This window comes from Variovorax sp. PAMC26660, assembly GCF_014302995.1.
Lineage (GTDB): Bacteria > Pseudomonadota > Gammaproteobacteria > Burkholderiales > Burkholderiaceae_C > Variovorax.
Genome location: NZ_CP060295.1, coordinates 2,802,308 through 2,818,944, shown reverse-complemented (window position 1 = coordinate 2,818,944; position 16,637 = coordinate 2,802,308). Strand labels below are relative to the sequence as shown.

The following is a 16,637-nucleotide window of genomic DNA, read 5'->3' as shown; positions in this document are numbered from 1 at the left end:
AAGCGCGAACTCGCGACGCCTCGTGGGGCGCACGAGTTTAGACCGTCGCCCAGGCGAAAGTGCCCCGCGTCGGTGCAACGGCTTCAGCCCAGCCCCGCCAGCAGCCGCGGCAGCAGGTCTTCCGACGCCCCGCGCAGCACCGCCGAGGCCGCATCGTCCAGGTGCGGCAGCGGCTCCAGGTTGAGCGTGACCAGCTTCGCGCCGTGGGCCAGCGCGGTCTGCGGCAGCTCGGCGGCCGGGTAGACGATGGTCGTGCTGCCGACCACCAGGAACAGATCGCACTCCTGCGCCGCCATCTGGGCATCGAGCAGCACGCCGGAATTGAGCATTTCGCCGAACATCACGACGTCGGGCCGCGCGTGCGAGCCGCAGCGCAAGCAACGGTGAAAGGGCCACGGGCCGCTGCGGTTGCCGCAGTGGTCGCAGCGCCAGCGGCGCAGCGAGCCGTGCAGTTCGAGCACGTCCTGTCCGCCAGCCAGCGTCAGCAGGCCGTCGACGTTCTGCGTGACCAGCCGCGTGGCGGGGCGCAGCCTTTGCAGTTGCGCCAGCGCGTCGTGACCCGGATTGGGCTGGGCCGACTCGACCACCGACAGGCGCTGCGCCCAGAATTTCGTGAAGCCGGCCGGGTCGCGCTGCAGGTCTTCGGCGTGGGAGAACTGCAGGGCGTTCTGGCTCTTCCAGAGACCGTCGGCGTCGCGGTAAGTCGGGATGCCCGAGGCGCGCGACAAGCCGGCGCCGGAGAAGACCACGACGCGCCGGGCGTCGCGCAGCAACGCGATGGCCGCATCGAGAGAAGAAGAAAGAGATGTATCGAGGCTGACTGGCGTCATCGTTCGGTTCTGGAAAGACCGGCGGCCGGGGCAACGGTGGCGCCCAGCCGCTGGGAGACGGTGTCCGCGCAGGCCTTGAGGGCGCGCGAAATCTCGCCGTCCCACGCGGTGTTGAAGATGCCGGCCGGGCCGATGGCGGTCACGGCCAGCACGATGGCGCCGGTGTGGTCGAACACCGGTGCGGCCATGGCGCTCACGCCCTCGATCACCTCGCCGTCGGAGCGGCTGATGCCGTGGTCGCGCACTTCCTGGAGCTGGCGCTCGAAGTCGCTCCAGGAAGGCAGCGGCTGCACCGGCGGCATGCCGGGGGGCGGGGCGGGCTCTGCAGCGCCCTTTCGCGGCTTCTGGCGCTGGCGCTCTTCTTCGAGCAGCGCCCGCACCACGGCGGCATCCAGGTAAGTGGCAAAGACGCGGCCCGAGGCGGTGTTGGTGAGCGAGAACACCGTGCCGTGCCGCATGTTCACATGCACCGGTGACGGCGACTCGGCCGTGCGCACGATGGTCGCGCCGCGCGCGCCCCACACGGCCAGCGCCACGGTGTGGCCGATCTGCTGGGCCAGTTGGCCGATCAGCGGCGTGGCGATGTGCACCGGGTCGGCCTGCTGCAGGCTGATCAGCCCCAGTTGCAAGGCCAGCGGCCCGAGCAGATAGTGGCCGCTGGCGCGGTCCTGCTCGATCAGGCCCAGGCGCCCGAAGCTCACCATGTACGGATGCGCCTTGGCGGCCGTCATGTCGGCCTCGCGCGCGAGGTCTTTCAGCGCCATCGGCCGGCCGTGGTGCACCAGCGCGCGCAGCAGCTGGCCGCCGACCTCGATGCTCTGGATGCCGCGCTGGGCGCGGTCGGTGTCATTCGCTGCCATGGCCCGCCTTGCCGTCTGATTGTTCGTTCATGAAGAAGGGATTAGACATGAACTGATCCGCCGCTTACACTTCGGAAATTCGTTATCCGCGAATTCGTTCGCCCTAAACGAATCTTTTCGCCGAACCAGATACCCCACCCACAAACCGGAGACACACGATGAGCCAAGCCAAGAAGTTCGCCAGCCAGGCCGACATGGAAGAGAAGACGATCACCTTCAGCCAGATCTCGGAACACGCCTGGGCGTACACCGCCGAAGGCGACCCGAACACCGGCATCATCATTGGCGACGACTGCGTGCTGGTGGCCGACACCCAGGCCACGCCCGCCATGGCCGCCGACGTGGTGCGCCGCATCCGCGAAGTGACCGACAAGCCCATCAAGTACGTGGTGCTCACGCATTACCACGCGGTGCGCGTGCTGGGCGCGGCGGGCTACGGCGCCGAACACGTGCTGGCCAGCCAGGACACGCGCGACCTGATCGTCGAGCGCGGCGAAGAAGACAAGGCCAGCGAAATCGGCCGCTTCCCGCGCCTGTTCCAGAACGTCGAGACCGTGCCCCCGGGCCTGACCTGGCCCACCATGACCTTCACCGGCAAGATGACGCTGTGGCTGGGCAAGCTCGAAGTGCAGCTCATCCAGCTCGGCCGCGGCCACACCAAGGGCGACACCGTCGTCTGGCTGCCGCAGGAACGCACGCTGCTGTCGGGCGACCTGGTCGAGTTCGGTGCCACGCCGTACGCCGGCGACGCCTACTTCAAGGACTGGCCGCAGACGCTGGACAACATCGCGGCCCTCAAGCCGGCCGCACTGGTGCCGGGCCGCGGCGCCGCACTGACCACGCCCGAAGCCGTGGCCGAGGGCCTGACCGGCACGCGCAATTTCATCTCCGACGTGTATGCCAGCGTGCAGGAAGGCGTGAAGGCCGGCCGTGACCTGAACGCGGTCTACAAGGACACCTACGCCAAGCTCAAGCCCAAGTACAGCCAGTGGGTGATCTTCGACCACTGCATGCCCTTCGACGTGAGCCGTGCGTACGACGAAGCCTCGGGCCATGCGGACCCGCGCGTGTGGACGGCGCAGCGGGACATCGATATGTGGAAGGCGCTGGAAGGCTGATCGGTATTTCTCCCTCCCCTTCCGGGGGAGGGTTGGGGTGGGGGCTGACGGCCTTGAACGCCGCGCTGCATCGACAGCTGCTTGCCCCCATCCCAACCTTCCCCCAAAGGGGGAAGGAGCAAGACAAAGACACAAAAGACACGGAGACAACACGTGATCGACTATCAAAGTCTGCGCTTCGACTACCAACGCCACGCCGACCAGGACGCGGCCACCCCTGCCCACCACCCCGTAGTGATCGTGGGCGCCGGCCCCGTCGGCCTCACGCTCGCGATCGACCTCGCGCTGCGCCAGGTTCCGGTGGTGCTGCTCGACAACGACACCACCCTGTCCAGCGGATCGCGCGCGATCTGCTTCGCCAAGCGCACGCTCGAAGTGTTCGACCGCCTGGGCTGCGGCGACCGCATGGTCGAAAAGGGCGTGTCGTGGAATGTCGGCAAGGTGTTCTTCCATGACGAGCAGGTCTACCGCTTCGACCTGCTGCCAGAGCCCGGCCACGAGCGCCCGGCCTTCATCAACCTGCAGCAGTACTACGTCGAGGGCTACCTCGTCGAACGCGTGGCCGCCCTGCCGCTGATCGACCTGCGCTGGAACCACAAGGTGACCGGCATCGAACAACAGGGCGACGGCGCCGTGCTCACGGTCGAGACGCCCGACGGCAACTACCAACTGGCCGCCGATTACGTCGCCGCCTGCGACGGCTCGCGCTCCAACCTGCGCCAGTTGCTGGGCCAGGAAGCCAAGGGCCGCACCTTCCGCGACCGCTTCCTGATCGCCGACATCACCATGGACGCGCAGCTCCCCACCGAGCGCCGCTTCTGGTTCGACCCTTCGTTCCACCCCGGCCAGAGCGTGCTGCTGCACAAGCAGGCCGACGGCATGTGGCGCGTGGACTTCCAGCTCGGCTGGGACGCCGACCCGGTGGAAGAGCGCAAGCCCGAGAACATCACGCCGCGCGTGCGCGCGCTGCTCGACAGCATCGGTTTCGAGGGCGTGCAGTTCCAGATCGGCTGGGCCAGCGTCTACACCTTCGCCTGCCAGCGCATGGCGCACTTCCGCCATGGTCGCGTGCTGTTCGCGGGCGACTCGGCGCACGGCGTGTCGCCCTTCGGCGCGCGCGGCGCCAACTCGGGCGTGCAGGACGCGGACAACCTCGCCTGGAAGCTCGCGGCCGTGGTGCAGGGCGCCGCACCCGATGCGCTGCTCGACAGCTACGCCAGCGAGCGCGAGTTCGCGGCCGACGAGAACATCCGCAACTCGACGCGCGCCACCGACTTCATCACGCCCAAGAGCGACGTGAGCCGGCTCTTTCGCGACGCGGTGCTGGAGCTGACCCGCCGCCACGCCTTCGCACGCACGCTGGTCAACAGCGGACGGCTCTCGGTGGCCACGGTGCTGCGCGATTCGCCGCTCAACACGCCGGATGCCGAAGCCTTCGCGGGCGCGATGGTGCCCGGCGCCGCGGCGGCCGACGCACCCGTGGTGCGCGCCGACGGCAGCACCGGCTGGCTGCTGCGCGAATGCCATGTCGCGCAGTTCACGGCTCTGGTGTTCGGCACCGGCGACGCGGCCGCGCGCAGCCTCCAGGCGCTGAAGGCCAGCGACGTTGCGCTGCACATCGTGCAGGTGCAGGCCACCACGCCCGCCGGCGAACTCGCGGCGCAGCGCTACGACGCACAACCCGGTACTGTCTACCTCCTGCGACCCGACCAGCACGTGTGCGCGCGCTGGCGGCAGCCCACGGCGGACCACATCCGCGCGGCGACCCACCGCGCACTGGCAAAGGCATGAACGCGATGCAACAACAGCAGGCACTGATCACCACGCCGAACCTCGACGCGCCCGACGATTTCTACGAGGCGCTGATCGAGGCGCACCAGGGGCTTTCCACCGAAGAAAGCCACGCCTTCAACGCACGGCTCGTGCTCGTGCTGGCCAACCACGTCGGCTCGCTCGCCGTGCTGCGCGAAGCGTTCGACGCCGCGCGCGCCAGCTGATCCGACACGCACGCACTCCAACCTCATCGCGATTTTCGAAAGAGAAACACCATGACCCAACCCTCCCCCGCCACAGAGCGGCGCTACCAGAGCGGCTTCGGCAACGAATACGCCTCCGAGGCCGTGGCCGGTGCCCTGCCCCAGGGCCGCAACAACCCGCAGCGCGGGCCGTTCGACCTGTACACCGAGCTGATCTCGGGCACGGCCTTCACCGCGCCGCGCCACGAGAACCGCCGCACCTGGCTGTACCGCCGCCAGCCCTCGGTGGTGTCGGGCCGCTACCAACCCTATGCGCAGCCGCACTGGACCACCGGCGCCGACCGCGAGATCGCGCTGCCGCCCGAGCCGCTGCGCTGGCATCCGCAGCCGCTGGACGGCGCCGCCGGGGCCGACTTCATCGACGGCATGTACACGATCGCGGCCAACGGCGACGCCGAGTCGCAGGTCGGCATCGGTTCGCTGATGTACCTGGCCGGCCGCTCGATGGAGCGCCGCGCCTTCGTCAACGCCGACGGTGAGATGCTGGTGGTGCCGCAGCAGGGCCGCCTCGTCATCACGACCGAACTCGGCGTGCTCGATGTCAAGCCCGGCGAAATCGCGCTGCTGCCGCGCGGCATGGCCTTCAAGGTCGCGCTGCCCGATGGCCTCTCGCGCGGCTATGTCTGCGAGAACTACGGCGCGCATTTCCGCCTGCCCGAGCTGGGCCCGATCGGCTCGAACGGCCTGGCCAACGCACGCGACTTCCAGGCGCCCGTGGCGGCGTTCGAGACAGAGGAAGGCGCCTACGAACTGGTCAAGAAATTCGCCGGCCGCTTCTGGAAGGCACCGGCCAGGCAGTCGCCCTTCAACGTGGTCGCCTGGCACGGCAACCTCGCACCGCTGAAATACGACACCGCGCATTTCATGGCCATCGGCTCGATCAGCTTCGACCATCCCGATCCGTCGATCTTCACCGTGCTGACCTCGCCCAGCGACACGCCCGGCACCGCCAACTGCGACTTCGTGATCTTCCCGCCGCGCTGGATGGTGATGGAAAACACCTTCCGTCCGCCATGGTTCCACCGCAACCTCATGAGCGAGTTCATGGGCCTGGTGCTGGGCGAATACGACGCCAAGCCGGGCGGCTTCAAGCCCGGTGGCGCGAGCCTGCACAACTGCATGGTGCCGCACGGCCCCGACGAAGAGGCCTTCGACAAGGCCACGCACGCCGACCTCAAGCCGCACAAGCTGGACAACACACTGGCCTTCATGTTCGAGAGCCGCTACCGATTCATTCCCACCCACTTCGCCCTCCAAAGCCCTGCGCTCGACACCGACTACGCCGACTGCTGGGCCGGCCTGAAAGACCAATTCAAAGCATGAACAAGAAAACCGCTTTCGTCATCACGCGCCGCGCCGCGGCCGTCGCCCTGCTCGCAGTGCCCTTCTTCGCACAGGCTGCCGACTACCCGTCCAAGCCCATCCGCTTCGTCGTGCCCTACAGCCCCGGCGGCACCACCGACCTGGTGGCGCGCACCGTGGGCCAGAAGGTCTCGGAGAAGCTGGGCCAGCCGGTGCTGATCGACAACCGCGGCGGCGCGGGCGGCAACATCGGCATGGACGCCGTGGCCAAGGCCGCGCCCGATGGCTACACCATCGGCTTCGGCGCCATCTCGACCAATGCGCTGAACCCGCACATCTACAAGTCGATGGCCTTCGACCCACGCAAGGACTTCACCGCCATCAGCCTGCTGGGCACCTCGACCATCGTGCTCGAAGTGCCGGCCGCCTCGCCGGTGAAATCGGTGGCCGACCTGATCGCAGCCGCGAAGAAGAACCCCGGCCTGCCCTACGCCACCGCGGGCGCCGGCACCTCGATGAACCTGGCCGGCGTGATGTTCGCGCAGATGACGGGCACCGACCTCGTGCACGTGGCCTACAAGGGCAGCGGCCCGGCCATCACCGACATGCTGGGCAACAACATCGGCGCGATGTTCGACAACCTGCCGGCGTCATTGCCGCACATCCAGTCCGGCAAGCTGCGCGCGCTGGCGGTGGCGGGCCCCAAGCGCTCGCCTTCATTGCCCGATGTGCCGACGATGGCCGAAGCCGGGCTCAAGGGCTATGCGCTCGACCCGTGGTTCGGCGTGTACGGACCCGCGAAGCTGCCGGCGCCGATCGTGAAGGCCCTGAACGAAGCCTTCGTCGAAGCGCTGGCAATGCCCGACGTGAAGGCCAAGCTGCAGCAAGCGGGCTTCTCGCCGCGCGGCTCGACGGCGCAGGAGCTGACGACGCTGACCGAGACCGAATACAAGCGCCTGGGCGAAGTCGCCAAGAAAGCCGGCATGAGCGCCGACTGAACAGATTCACAGAAAGACAGACATGACCGCACTCAACGCCACCCATGACCCGAAGCTGCGCAGCTGGGTCGCCTCGGCCAATGAAGCCGGCACCGACTTCCCGATCCAGAACCTGCCCTTCGGCCGCTTCCGCACCGCCGGCAGCAGCGAAGGCTTTCGCGTCGGCGTGGCCATCGGCGACCAGGTGCTGGACCTGAAGGCTGCAGGCCTGATTGACACCGACGACATGAACGCGCTGATGAGCGCCTCGGTGAAAGACCGCCAGGCGCTGCGCGCCGCGATCTCCGCGGGTCTTGCCGAAGGCAGCGACAAGCAGGCCGCATGGTCGAAGGCGCTGCTGGCGCAGGCCAAGGCCGAGATGACCGTGCCTTGCCGCATCGGCGACTACACCGACTTCTACACCGGCATTCACCACGCGACCACCATCGGCAAGCTGTTCCGCCCCGACCAGCCGCTGATGCCCAACTACAAGTGGGTGCCCATCGGCTACCACGGCCGCGCCTCGTCCATCGGCGTGAGCGGCCAGACCTTCAAGCGCCCGCAGGGCCAGACCAAGGCGCCCGATGCGGTCGCGCCTAGCTTCGGTCCTTCCAAGCGCCTCGACTACGAACTGGAGCTGGGCTTCCTGGTCGGCCAGGGCAATGCGCTGGGCGAGCCCATCGCCATCGGCGAGGCCGAAGACCACCTGTTCGGCGTGACGCTGCTCAACGACTGGTCGGCGCGCGATCTGCAGGCCTGGGAATACCAGCCGCTCGGCCCCTTCTTGGCGAAGAACTTCGCCAGCACGCTGTCGCCGTGGATCGTGACGATGGAAGCGCTGGCCCCGTTCCGCGCGAAGTTCGAGCGGCCTGCGGAAGATCCGCAACCGCTGCCGTACCTCGACTCGGCATCGAACCGCGAGGGCGGCGCGCTCGACATCACGCTCGAAGTGCTGCTGCTGACCGCGAAGATGCGCGCGGCCGGCGAAGCGCCCGCGCGCCTGACGCGCGGCAACACCACCGAAGCCGCCTACTGGACTGCCGCGCAGCTCATCACGCACCACACGGTGAACGGCTGCAACCTGCAGCCAGGCGACCTGCTGGGCTCGGGCACGCTGTCGGGGCCCAAGCCCGATGAAGCCGGTTCGCTGATGGAACTCACGCTGGGTGGCAAGCAGGCGATCACGCTGCCGAACGGCGAGAAGCGGACGTTTCTGGAAGACGGTGACACGCTGATCATGCGCGGCTACTGCGAGCGCGCGGGGGCTGTTCGCATCGGCCTGGGTGAAGTCGCCGGTACGGTGGTTTAAGGCCCCTTGGTATTCCTCCCTCTCCCAGAGGGAGAGGGAACAACACGAGAAGCGAGGATCAGGGCGCCGGCGCCACCGTGCTCGCAGCCGCCGGCCACGCCACTTCGCTCGCCACGCGCGGCTTGCCGATCGGCGCGGTCGCCTTGCCGATCTTCATGGCCGCCAGGTCGGCCTCGCTCGGGTACTGGTTCGCCAGCCAGTAGTCGAACACGCGGCGCGCGATAGGGGCTGCGGCACCCGCACCCCAGCCTGCGTTCTCGACGATCACCGCCACGGCGATCTTCGGGTCGTTGACCGGCGCGAAGCCCATGAAAAGCGCGTGATCGCGCTGATGTTCTTCGAGCGCCCGTGCGTTGTACTTGGTGTTCTGCGCTTGCGTCACGGCCTGCGCCGTGCCGGTCTTGCCGGCGGCCTGGTAGAGCGCACCCGCGAACACGCCACGCGCCGTGCCGCTGGTGACCACGCTGGTCAGGCCTTCGCGAATCACCGAGATGGCAGCCGGCGTGTAGCCGAGGTTTTCCGCCAGCGGCTGCGGCAGCGGCACCACCTGCCCGCTGACCGTGTCGCGCGTGGCCAGCACAAGGTGCGGCTTGTGCTTGATGCCACCGTCCGCCACGATGGCCGTGGCCTGTGCCAGTTGCAGCATCGTGAAGGCGTTGTAGCCCTGCCCGATGCCCAGCGAGATGGTTTCGCCCGCGTACCACTTCTTGGCCTCGGGCCGCTTGTAGGCGTTGCGCTTCCACTCGGTGCTCGGCAGCACGCCGCGCACTTCGCCGCCCAGGTCGATGCCGGTGATCTGGCCGAAGCCCAGCGGCTTCATGGCGTCGTGGATCATGTCCACGCCCATCTCGTTGGCCAGCGAATAGAAATAGATGTTGCTCGACAACTGGATCGCGCGGCGCATGTCGACGCCGCCCAGGTTGCCTTCGGGGCTGCCGAAGCGGTGGCCGCCGAAGTTGAAGTAGCCGGGGTCGTTCACCACCACGCTGGGGCCGCGCTTGCCGGTCTGCAGCGCTGCCAGCGCCATGAAGGGCTTGTAGGTGGAGCCGGGTGGGTAGGTGCCGCGCAGCGCGCGGTTCAGCAGCGGCTTGTCGAGCGATTCGGTCAGCGCCGCCCAGCTCTCGGTGTCGATGCCTTCGACGAACAGGTTCGGGTCGAAGGTGGGCTTGCTCACGAAGGCCAGCACTTCGCCTGTCTTGGGGTCGATGACCACCACCGCGCCGCGCCGCTCGCCGAACATGTCTTCCACCAGCTTCTGCAGCTTGATGTCGAGCGACAGCATCACCGTGTTGCCGGGCGTGGCCGGATGGCTCGCCAGGCGACGCACGGCACGGCCGCCGGCCGAGGTTTCCATCTGCTCGACGCCGGTCTGGCCGTGCAGCGTCTTCTCGTAGCTCTGCTCGATGCCCAGCTTGCCGATGTAGTCGGTGCCCTTGTAGTTGGCCTGCTCGTCCTCGTCCCAGTCTTCCATCGCGGTCTTCTCGCGCTGGTTGATGCGGCCGATGTAGCCGAGCACGTGGGAGGCCAGCTCGCCCTGCGGGTAGTTGCGGAACAGGCGCGCCTTGATTTCCACGCCCGGGAAGCGATAGCGCTGGGCCGCGAAGCGCGCCACTTCTTCGTCGCTCAGGCGGGTGCGGATCGGAATGGAGTCGAAGCTGCGCGAGTCTTCGCGCAGGCGCTTGAAGCGGCGGCGGTCGCGCGGCGAAACTTCGAGCACCTGCGTCAGGCTGTCGATGGTTTCCTCGACATCGCCCACCTTCGAGGGCGTGATCTCCAGCGTGTAGGCCGAGTAGTTCGAGGCCAGGATGATCCCGTTGCGGTCGAGGATCAGGCCCCGGTTGGGCACCACCGGCACGATGGCCGTGCGATTGCTCTCGGCCTGCTCGGCCAGGTCTTCATGCCGCGTGACCTGCAGGTAGACCAGCCGCGCGCACAGCAAACTGAACGCGAACAGCACCACCATGCCGATCACGATCACACGGCGCTTGAAGCGCGCGAGGTCGGCAGCGACGTTGCGGATTTCGGTCATGGCGGAAGGAGCTTAGGCGCGTGCCAGTGCGAAGGCAAATGCGGCAGCGGGCCTGAATTAGAGAGGTCGGTTCTCGTCGGGTTCCGGCGTGCGGCGTTGCGGCGCCAGCAAGAGGGCCGAAGCCAGCGGCCAGAGCGCGGCCTCGATGCCCGGCGAGATCAGCACCGTCCAGCCCGGGAACACGCCGCCGCCGATCATGCGCGTGATGACCTCGATCAGCTGCGACAGCGCAAAGAGCGGCAGCACCTGCAGCGCCTGCGACAGCACCGGATACCACAGCAGGCGCCGGTGGATCGTGATCGCGAAGAAGCCCAGCGTGGTGTAGGACAGCGCATGCTGGCCCAGCATCGACGACTGGTGCACGTCCATGCACAGGCCGAACACGAAGGCCGCGCCGATGCCCACGCGCGCGGGCTGGTGCACGCCCCAGAACACGATCACCAGCGCCAGCAGGTCAGGCATCCAGACGGCACGGCCGATCGGCACCATGTTGACCAGCAGCGCCACGATGAGGCTGGTCCACATGAAGAGCGGGCTGACGGGCAGCAAAAGCTGCTGCTGGCCGGGTCGCTTGATCATCGGCGTTCTCCGGGCTTCTTTTCGTTCTTGCCGGCACCGGGCTTGCCGTCGGGCCGCTTGCGCTGGGTGGTCACAGGTGCGGCGGGCGGCGGTGCCGTGGGGGCGCCGGTGGGTTCGAGCACCAGCACGTAGCGCGCGGCCGTCACATGGGCGAGGGGCATGCAGTAGATGCGGGCAAAGGCCGAGTCGGCGCGGCGTTCGATGCGTTCGATCTTCGCGACCGGCAGGCCGGCCGGGTAGATGCCGTCGACGCCGCTGGTGGACAGCAGGTCGCCTTCCTGCAGGTCGGCGTTGGCCGCCATGAAGCGCAGCTCCAGGCCGCCGCCGTGGGCCGAGGCATCGCCGAAGGCCACGCTGCGCACGCCGGTGCGGGTGTTCTGCACGGGAATGGCGAGGTCGCGGTCGATCACCAGCGTGACCTCGCTCGTGAAGGGCAGCACCTGCGTGACCTGGCCCAGCACGCCGCGTGCGTCGATCACCGGCGAGCCGGCCGCCACACCCTGGGTCATGCCCTGGTCGATGACGATCTTGCGGGTGTAGGGGTCGGCGGCGTCATAGAGCACCTCGGCCGCGCGGCCCGGCGTCTGCGTGGTCTGGCGCAGTTCGAGCAGCTCGCGCAGGCGGGCGTTGTCCTGTGCCAGCGTGTCGGCCTGGCTGGCGCGCTCGGCCTGCATCATCAGCGCCTTGCGGGCATCGGCCTCGTTGCGCTGCGCAGTCTGCAGGTCTTCGAGGTAGCGTCCGCCGCCCATCATGATCTGCACCGGCTTGAGCGCCACCCATTGCACCGGATAGAGCACCGCGCCGAGCCCAGCACGGATCGGCTGCACGATATGAAAGCGTGCATCGGCCACCATCAGGAAGAGCGACAGCGCGCCGAAGAAGATCAGCTTGCTGAGTGCCGACTGCCCCTGGTTGAACAGGGGTGGCGCTGTGCGATCGAGCGTGCCCAGAGGCATGAATTCAGACCCGGCTGTGGTGCGGAATCAAATAACAAAAAGCCGGCCCGCGCAAGCAGAGGCCGGCCGATGAGGGCAGCAGCCTGTTTACTCGCTCGTGAAGATGCTGCCGAGGCGGTCCATGCGCTCCAGGGCGATGCCGCAACCGCGTACCACGCAGGTCAGCGGGTCTTCGGCCACGAGCACCGGCAGGCCGGTTTCCTCGGCCAGCAGGCGATCGAGGTCGCGCAGCAGGGCGCCGCCGCCGGTGAGCATCATGCCGCGGTCGGCAATGTCGGCGCCCAGTTCGGGCGGCGTCTGCTCCAGCGCGTTCTTCACGGCCGAGACGATGTTGTTGAGCGGATCGGTCAGGGCTTCCAGCACTTCGTTGCTGCTGATGGTGAAGCTGCGCGGCACACCTTCGGACAGGTTGCGGCCCTTGACTTCCATCTCCTTGACTTCGGAGCCCGGGAAGGCCGAGCCGATGGTCTTCTTGATGACTTCGGCCGTCGGCTCGCCGATCAGCATGCCGTAGTTGCGGCGGATGTAGTTGATGATGGCTTCGTCGAAGCGGTCGCCGCCCACGCGCACGGAGCCCTTGTAGACCATGCCGCCCAGGCTGATGACGCCCACTTCGGTGGTGCCGCCGCCGATGTCCACCACCATCGAGCCCGAGGCTTCGCTGACGGGCAGGCCGGCGCCGATGGCCGCGGCCATGGGTTCTTCGATGAGGTAGACGGAGGTGGCGCCGGCGGCTTCGGCCGCGTCCTTGATGGCGCGGCGCTCGACCTGGGTCGAGCCGCAGGGCACGCAGATGATGATGCGCGGGCTCGGCGTGAGCAGCGTGCGCGGGTGCACCATCTTGATGAACTGCTTGATCATCTGCTCGGTGATCACGAAGTCGGCAATGACGCCGTCCTTCATCGGGCGGATCGCCTCGATGTTGCCGGGCACCTTGCCCAGCATGGCCTTGGCCTCGCGGCCGACGGCCTGAATCACCTTCTTGCCGTGGGGGCCACCTTCGTGGCGAATGGCGACCACCGAAGGCTCGTCCAGCACGATGCCCTTGTTACGGGCAAATATCAGGGTGTTGGCGGTGCCGAGATCGATCGCAAGGTCGGTGGAAAAGTACCGACGGAAAGCTCCAAACATGTGCGAAATCCTCTGGAGCACGGCCTGCACATCGGCAGGTCGTCGCTCTGTTTTTGGGTCGTTTGACGGGGTGAATTGATCGTTTTTGACGCAAAAGCCGGCGCGTTCGCGGGGGTTGCGGCAAAGGCGGGATAATACCCGAATCCCCTCTGATTCCTGTATTAGCACCCTCTTCGGCGTGCGATTACCTCGGCTTTTTTAGCCATCCGACCCTATGTCACTATCTGCTTCCGATATTGCGCGCATTGCCTCGCTGGCGAGGCTGCAGCTTGCTCCTGACGAAAGCGAGCGCATGCTCAGCCAGATCAACGGCTTTTTCGATCTGGTCGAACGCATGCGTTCGGTGGACACCGAAGGCGTCGAGCCGCTGGCCCATCCCGTGGCGGCCATCGAGGACATCACCTTGCGTCTTCGCGACGACGTGGTGAGCGAGCCCGACAACCGCGAAGCCAACCAGAAGAGCGCCCCGGCCGTCGAAGCCGGCCTGTTCCTCGTGCCCAAGGTGATCGAATAATGAGCAGCGGTGAATTGCACCAATTGAGTGTGGTTGCGCTGGCCAAGGCGCTGGCCGACCGCAAGGTTTCGGCCGTCGAGGCCTCGCAGGTTTTCCTGGACCGCATGAAGGCGCACGAGTCGCTCGGCACTTTCGTGGCCGTCGACGAAGAAGTCACGCTGGCCCAGGCCCGTGCGGCCGATGCGCAAATTGCAGCGGGCAACGCGCCCGCGCTGACCGGCGTGCCGATCGCGCACAAGGACATCTTCGTCACCACCGACTTCGCCACCACCGCCGGCTCGAAGATGCTCGCGGGCTACCGCTCGCCTTTCGACGCGACCGTGGTGCGCCGCCTGGCCGAAGCCGGTGCGGTCACGCTCGGCAAGCTGAGCTGCGACGAATTCGCGATGGGCTCGGCCAACGAGAACGTCGCCGTGCCCGCTGTCGGCCACGACAAGGCCGTGCCGGTGCAAAACCCGTGGAACCGCGAACGCATTCCGGGCGGCTCTTCAGGCGCCAGCGCGGCGGCTGTTGCAGCGCGCCTCGCACCTGCGGCCACCGGCACCGACACCGGCGGCTCGATCCGCCAACCCGCCTCGTTCTGCGGCGTGACCGGCATCAAGCCGACCTACGGCCGCGCCTCGCGCTACGGCATGGTGGCCTTCGCATCGAGCCTCGACCAGGCCGGCCCGATGGCCCGCTCGGCCGAAGACTGCGCGCTGCTGCTGTCGGCCTTCTGCGGCCCCGATCTGGACCGCGATTCGACCTCGCTCGACAAGCCCGCAGAGAACTTCAGCCGCTCGCTGAACGATTCGCTCGAAGGCCTGCGCATCGGCGTGCCGAAGGAGTTCTTCGGCGAAGGCGTGGCACCCGGTGTGCGCGCGGCGATTGATGCAGCGCTGTTGCAGTATGAAAAACTCGGTGCCAAGCGCGTCGAGGTGTCGCTGCCGCGCACCGAGCTGTCGATTCCCGTGTACTACATCCTGGCTGCGGCCGAAGCGTCGAGCAACCTGAGCCGCTTCGACGGCGTCAAGTTCGGCCACCGCGCCAAGCAGTACAAGGACCTGTCCGACATGTACGAGCGCACGCGCGCCGAAGGCTTTGGCGATGAAGTCAAGCGCCGCATCATGATCGGCACCTACGTGCTGTCGCACGGCTATTACGACGCCTACTACCTGCAGGCGCAGAAGGTGCGCCGCATGATCGCCGACGACTTCCAGCAGGCCTTCAAGCAGTGCGACGTGATCGCCGGCCCGGCCGCGCCGACCACCGCGTGGAAGATCGGAGAGCACGGCGACGACCCCGTGGCCGACTACCTCGCCGACATCTTCACGCTGCCCGCATCGCTGGCCGGCCTGCCCGGCATGAGCGTGCCCGCAGGCTTCGACAGCGGCATGCCCGTGGGCCTGCAACTGATCGGCAACTACTTCGGCGAAGCGAAGCTGCTGAACACAGCGCACCGCTTCCAACAAGCCACCGACTGGCACGCACGCACGCCGGAGGGCTTCTGAGATGAGCGAGACCGTGAACACATTCGAAGCACAACAACAGGGCCGCCCGACCGGTCCGCTGGTGCGTGGCTATGAAGTCATCATCGGCTTCGAGACGCACGCGCAACTGTCGACCGCGAGCAAGATCTTCAGCCGTGCTTCCACCGCCTTCGGTGCCGAGCCCAACACACAGGCCTGCGCGGTCGACCTGGCGCTGCCCGGCACGCTGCCCGTGATGAACAAGGGCGCGGTCGAACGCGCCATCAAGCTGGGCTTGGCGCTGGGCTCGCACATCGCGCCGCGCAGCGTGTTCGCACGCAAGAATTATTTCTACCCCGACCTGCCCAAGGGCTACCAGATCAGCCAGTTCGAGATCCCTGTGGTGCAGGGCGGTTCGGTCTCGTTCTTCCTCGGTGAAGAGCACAAGACCGTGCGCCTCGTGCGTGCCCACCTCGAAGAAGACGCGGGCAAGTCGCTGCACGAGAACTTCATCGGCCAGAGCGGCATCGACCTGAACCGCGCCGGCACGCCGCTGCTGGAGATCGTGACCGAGCCCGACATGCGCTCCACCGCCGAGGCCGTGGCCTACGCGAAGGAACTGCACAAGATCGTCACGTGGATCGGCATCTGCGACGGCAACATGCAGGAAGGCAGTTTCCGTTGCGACGCCAACGTGTCGGTGCGCAAGCCTGGCGACAAGCTCGGCACGCGGCGCGAGATCAAGAACCTGAACAGCTTCAAGCACATGCAGCAGGCGATCGACTACGAGATCCGCTGGCAGATCGAAGAGATCGAGGACGGCCGCAAGATCGAGCAGGCCACCGTGCTGTTCAACGCCGACACGGGCGAGACGCGCGCGATGCGTGCCAAGGAAGACTCGGCCGACTACCGCTACTTCCCCGACCCCGACCTGCCGCCGCTGGTGATTGCGGCCGAGTGGATCGAGCGCGTGAAGGCCACGATGCCCGAACTTCCGCGCGCCATGGCCGAGCGCTATGTGCGCGACCACGGCCTGTCCGAATACGACGCAGCGCAGCTCACGCAGAGCACGGCGCTCGCACGTTATTTCGATGAAGCCGTGAGCGCGGGCGCCTCGCCCAAGCTCGCGAGCAACTGGATCACCGGCGAGATGGCACGCCGCCTGAACGCCGCCGAAATCGGCATCGAAGCCGCGCCCGTCAAGGCACTGCAACTGGCCCAGTTGTTGAAGCTCGTCGCCGACGGCACGCTGCCGAACAACGCGGCGCGCCAGGTGTTCGATGCGCTGTGGACCGGCGAAGGCAGCGACGTCGACGCGATCATCGAAGCCAAGGACCTGAAGCCGATGGCCGACACCGGCGCGCTCGACAAGATCCTCGACGAGGTGATTGCCAAGAACGCGAAGAACGTCGAGGAATACCGCGGCGGCAAGGAGAAGGCGCTCAACGGCCTCGTGGGTCAGGTCATGAAGGCCAGCGGGGGCAAGGCGAACCCGGCGCAGGTCACCGAATTGCTCAAGGCAAAGCTGGGCTGATCCAGTCCCTTCGT

At 67.3% G+C, this 16,637-nt stretch carries 15 protein-coding genes; 9 read left to right on the top strand and 6 right to left on the bottom strand.

Annotated elements, in window-relative coordinates; genetic code table 11:
- Window positions 1–83: 83 nt before the first annotated feature.
- Together H7F35_RS13600 and H7F35_RS13595 are read right to left on the bottom strand one after the other, a co-directional pair.
- Window positions 84–830: an SIR2 family NAD-dependent protein deacylase gene (locus H7F35_RS13600; protein ID WP_187113364.1), complete on the bottom strand. Its 747-nt coding sequence runs from the start codon at window positions 828–830 to the stop codon at window positions 84–86.
- Window positions 827–1,690: an IclR family transcriptional regulator gene (locus tag H7F35_RS13595; RefSeq protein WP_187113363.1), complete on the bottom strand. Its 864-nt coding sequence runs from the start codon at window positions 1,688–1,690 to the stop codon at window positions 827–829. Before H7F35_RS13595 ends, H7F35_RS13600 begins: the two co-directional genes overlap by 4 nt.
- Before the next feature lie 158 nt (window positions 1,691–1,848).
- Between H7F35_RS13595 and H7F35_RS13590 the strand changes: the two genes are divergently transcribed.
- The 6 genes from H7F35_RS13590 to fahA all read left to right on the top strand — a co-directional run bounded on the left by H7F35_RS13590 (window position 1,849) and on the right by fahA (window position 8,432).
- The gene (locus H7F35_RS13590; RefSeq protein ID WP_187113362.1) at window positions 1,849–2,808 is read left to right on the top strand and encodes an MBL fold metallo-hydrolase; all 960 of its coding nucleotides are present in this window, start codon (window positions 1,849–1,851) and stop codon (window positions 2,806–2,808) included.
- A gap of 153 nt (window positions 2,809–2,961) precedes the next feature.
- Window positions 2,962–4,599, top strand: coding sequence for an FAD-dependent oxidoreductase (locus H7F35_RS13585; protein ID WP_187113361.1), 1,638 nt, complete (start codon window positions 2,962–2,964; stop codon window positions 4,597–4,599).
- A complete protein-coding gene (locus tag H7F35_RS13580) occupies window positions 4,596–4,805 on the top strand; it encodes a DUF2783 domain-containing protein (protein WP_261803619.1) in 210 nt (69 codons plus the stop codon). Before H7F35_RS13585 ends, H7F35_RS13580 begins: the two co-directional genes overlap by 4 nt.
- Window positions 4,806–4,856: 51 nt before the next feature.
- Complete coding sequence (gene hmgA / locus H7F35_RS13575; RefSeq protein WP_187113360.1) at window positions 4,857–6,167, top strand: homogentisate 1,2-dioxygenase; 1,311 nt, start codon at window positions 4,857–4,859, stop codon at window positions 6,165–6,167.
- The gene (locus H7F35_RS13570) at window positions 6,164–7,144 is read left to right on the top strand and encodes a Bug family tripartite tricarboxylate transporter substrate binding protein (RefSeq protein ID WP_187113359.1); all 981 of its coding nucleotides are present in this window, start codon (window positions 6,164–6,166) and stop codon (window positions 7,142–7,144) included. Before hmgA ends, H7F35_RS13570 begins: the two co-directional genes overlap by 4 nt.
- Before the next feature lie 22 nt (window positions 7,145–7,166).
- On the top strand, window positions 7,167–8,432 hold the full coding sequence (gene fahA, locus H7F35_RS13565; protein ID WP_187113358.1) for a fumarylacetoacetase: 1,266 nt from the start codon (window positions 7,167–7,169) through the stop codon (window positions 8,430–8,432).
- Window positions 8,433–8,490: 58 nt separating this feature from the next.
- Here fahA and mrdA read toward each other — a convergent pair whose 3' ends face one another.
- The 4 genes from mrdA to H7F35_RS13545 form a co-directional block, all read right to left on the bottom strand.
- On the bottom strand, window positions 8,491–10,461 hold the full coding sequence (mrdA, locus tag H7F35_RS13560) for a penicillin-binding protein 2 (RefSeq protein ID WP_187113357.1): 1,971 nt from the start codon (window positions 10,459–10,461) through the stop codon (window positions 8,491–8,493).
- Between the two features lie 57 nt (window positions 10,462–10,518).
- Complete coding sequence (mreD, locus tag H7F35_RS13555; protein WP_187113356.1) at window positions 10,519–11,040, bottom strand: rod shape-determining protein MreD; 522 nt, start codon at window positions 11,038–11,040, stop codon at window positions 10,519–10,521.
- A complete protein-coding gene (mreC, locus tag H7F35_RS13550) occupies window positions 11,037–11,996 on the bottom strand; it encodes a rod shape-determining protein MreC (RefSeq protein ID WP_187113355.1) in 960 nt (319 codons plus the stop codon). The genes mreD and mreC overlap by 4 nt, the downstream gene beginning before the upstream one ends.
- Before the next feature lie 87 nt (window positions 11,997–12,083).
- Complete coding sequence (locus tag H7F35_RS13545; protein WP_013538761.1) at window positions 12,084–13,127, bottom strand: rod shape-determining protein; 1,044 nt, start codon at window positions 13,125–13,127, stop codon at window positions 12,084–12,086.
- Between the two features lie 214 nt (window positions 13,128–13,341).
- Between H7F35_RS13545 and gatC the strand changes: the two genes are divergently transcribed.
- Genes gatC through gatB form a run of 3 tightly spaced genes read left to right on the top strand, consistent with a single transcriptional unit; the run spans window position 13,342 to window position 16,623 of the window.
- Window positions 13,342–13,641: an Asp-tRNA(Asn)/Glu-tRNA(Gln) amidotransferase subunit GatC gene (gene gatC, locus H7F35_RS13540; RefSeq protein WP_187113354.1), complete on the top strand. Its 300-nt coding sequence runs from the start codon at window positions 13,342–13,344 to the stop codon at window positions 13,639–13,641.
- Window positions 13,641–15,131: an Asp-tRNA(Asn)/Glu-tRNA(Gln) amidotransferase subunit GatA gene (gene gatA / locus H7F35_RS13535; protein WP_187113353.1), complete on the top strand. Its 1,491-nt coding sequence runs from the start codon at window positions 13,641–13,643 to the stop codon at window positions 15,129–15,131. The genes gatC and gatA overlap by 1 nt, the downstream gene beginning before the upstream one ends.
- 1 nt (window position 15,132) lies before the next feature.
- Window positions 15,133–16,623 carry an Asp-tRNA(Asn)/Glu-tRNA(Gln) amidotransferase subunit GatB gene (gene gatB / locus H7F35_RS13530; RefSeq protein WP_187113352.1) on the top strand — a complete coding sequence of 497 codons (1,491 nt, stop codon included), beginning with the start codon at window positions 15,133–15,135 and terminating at the stop codon, window positions 16,621–16,623.
- The last annotated feature ends 14 nt before the right edge of the window (window positions 16,624–16,637 follow it).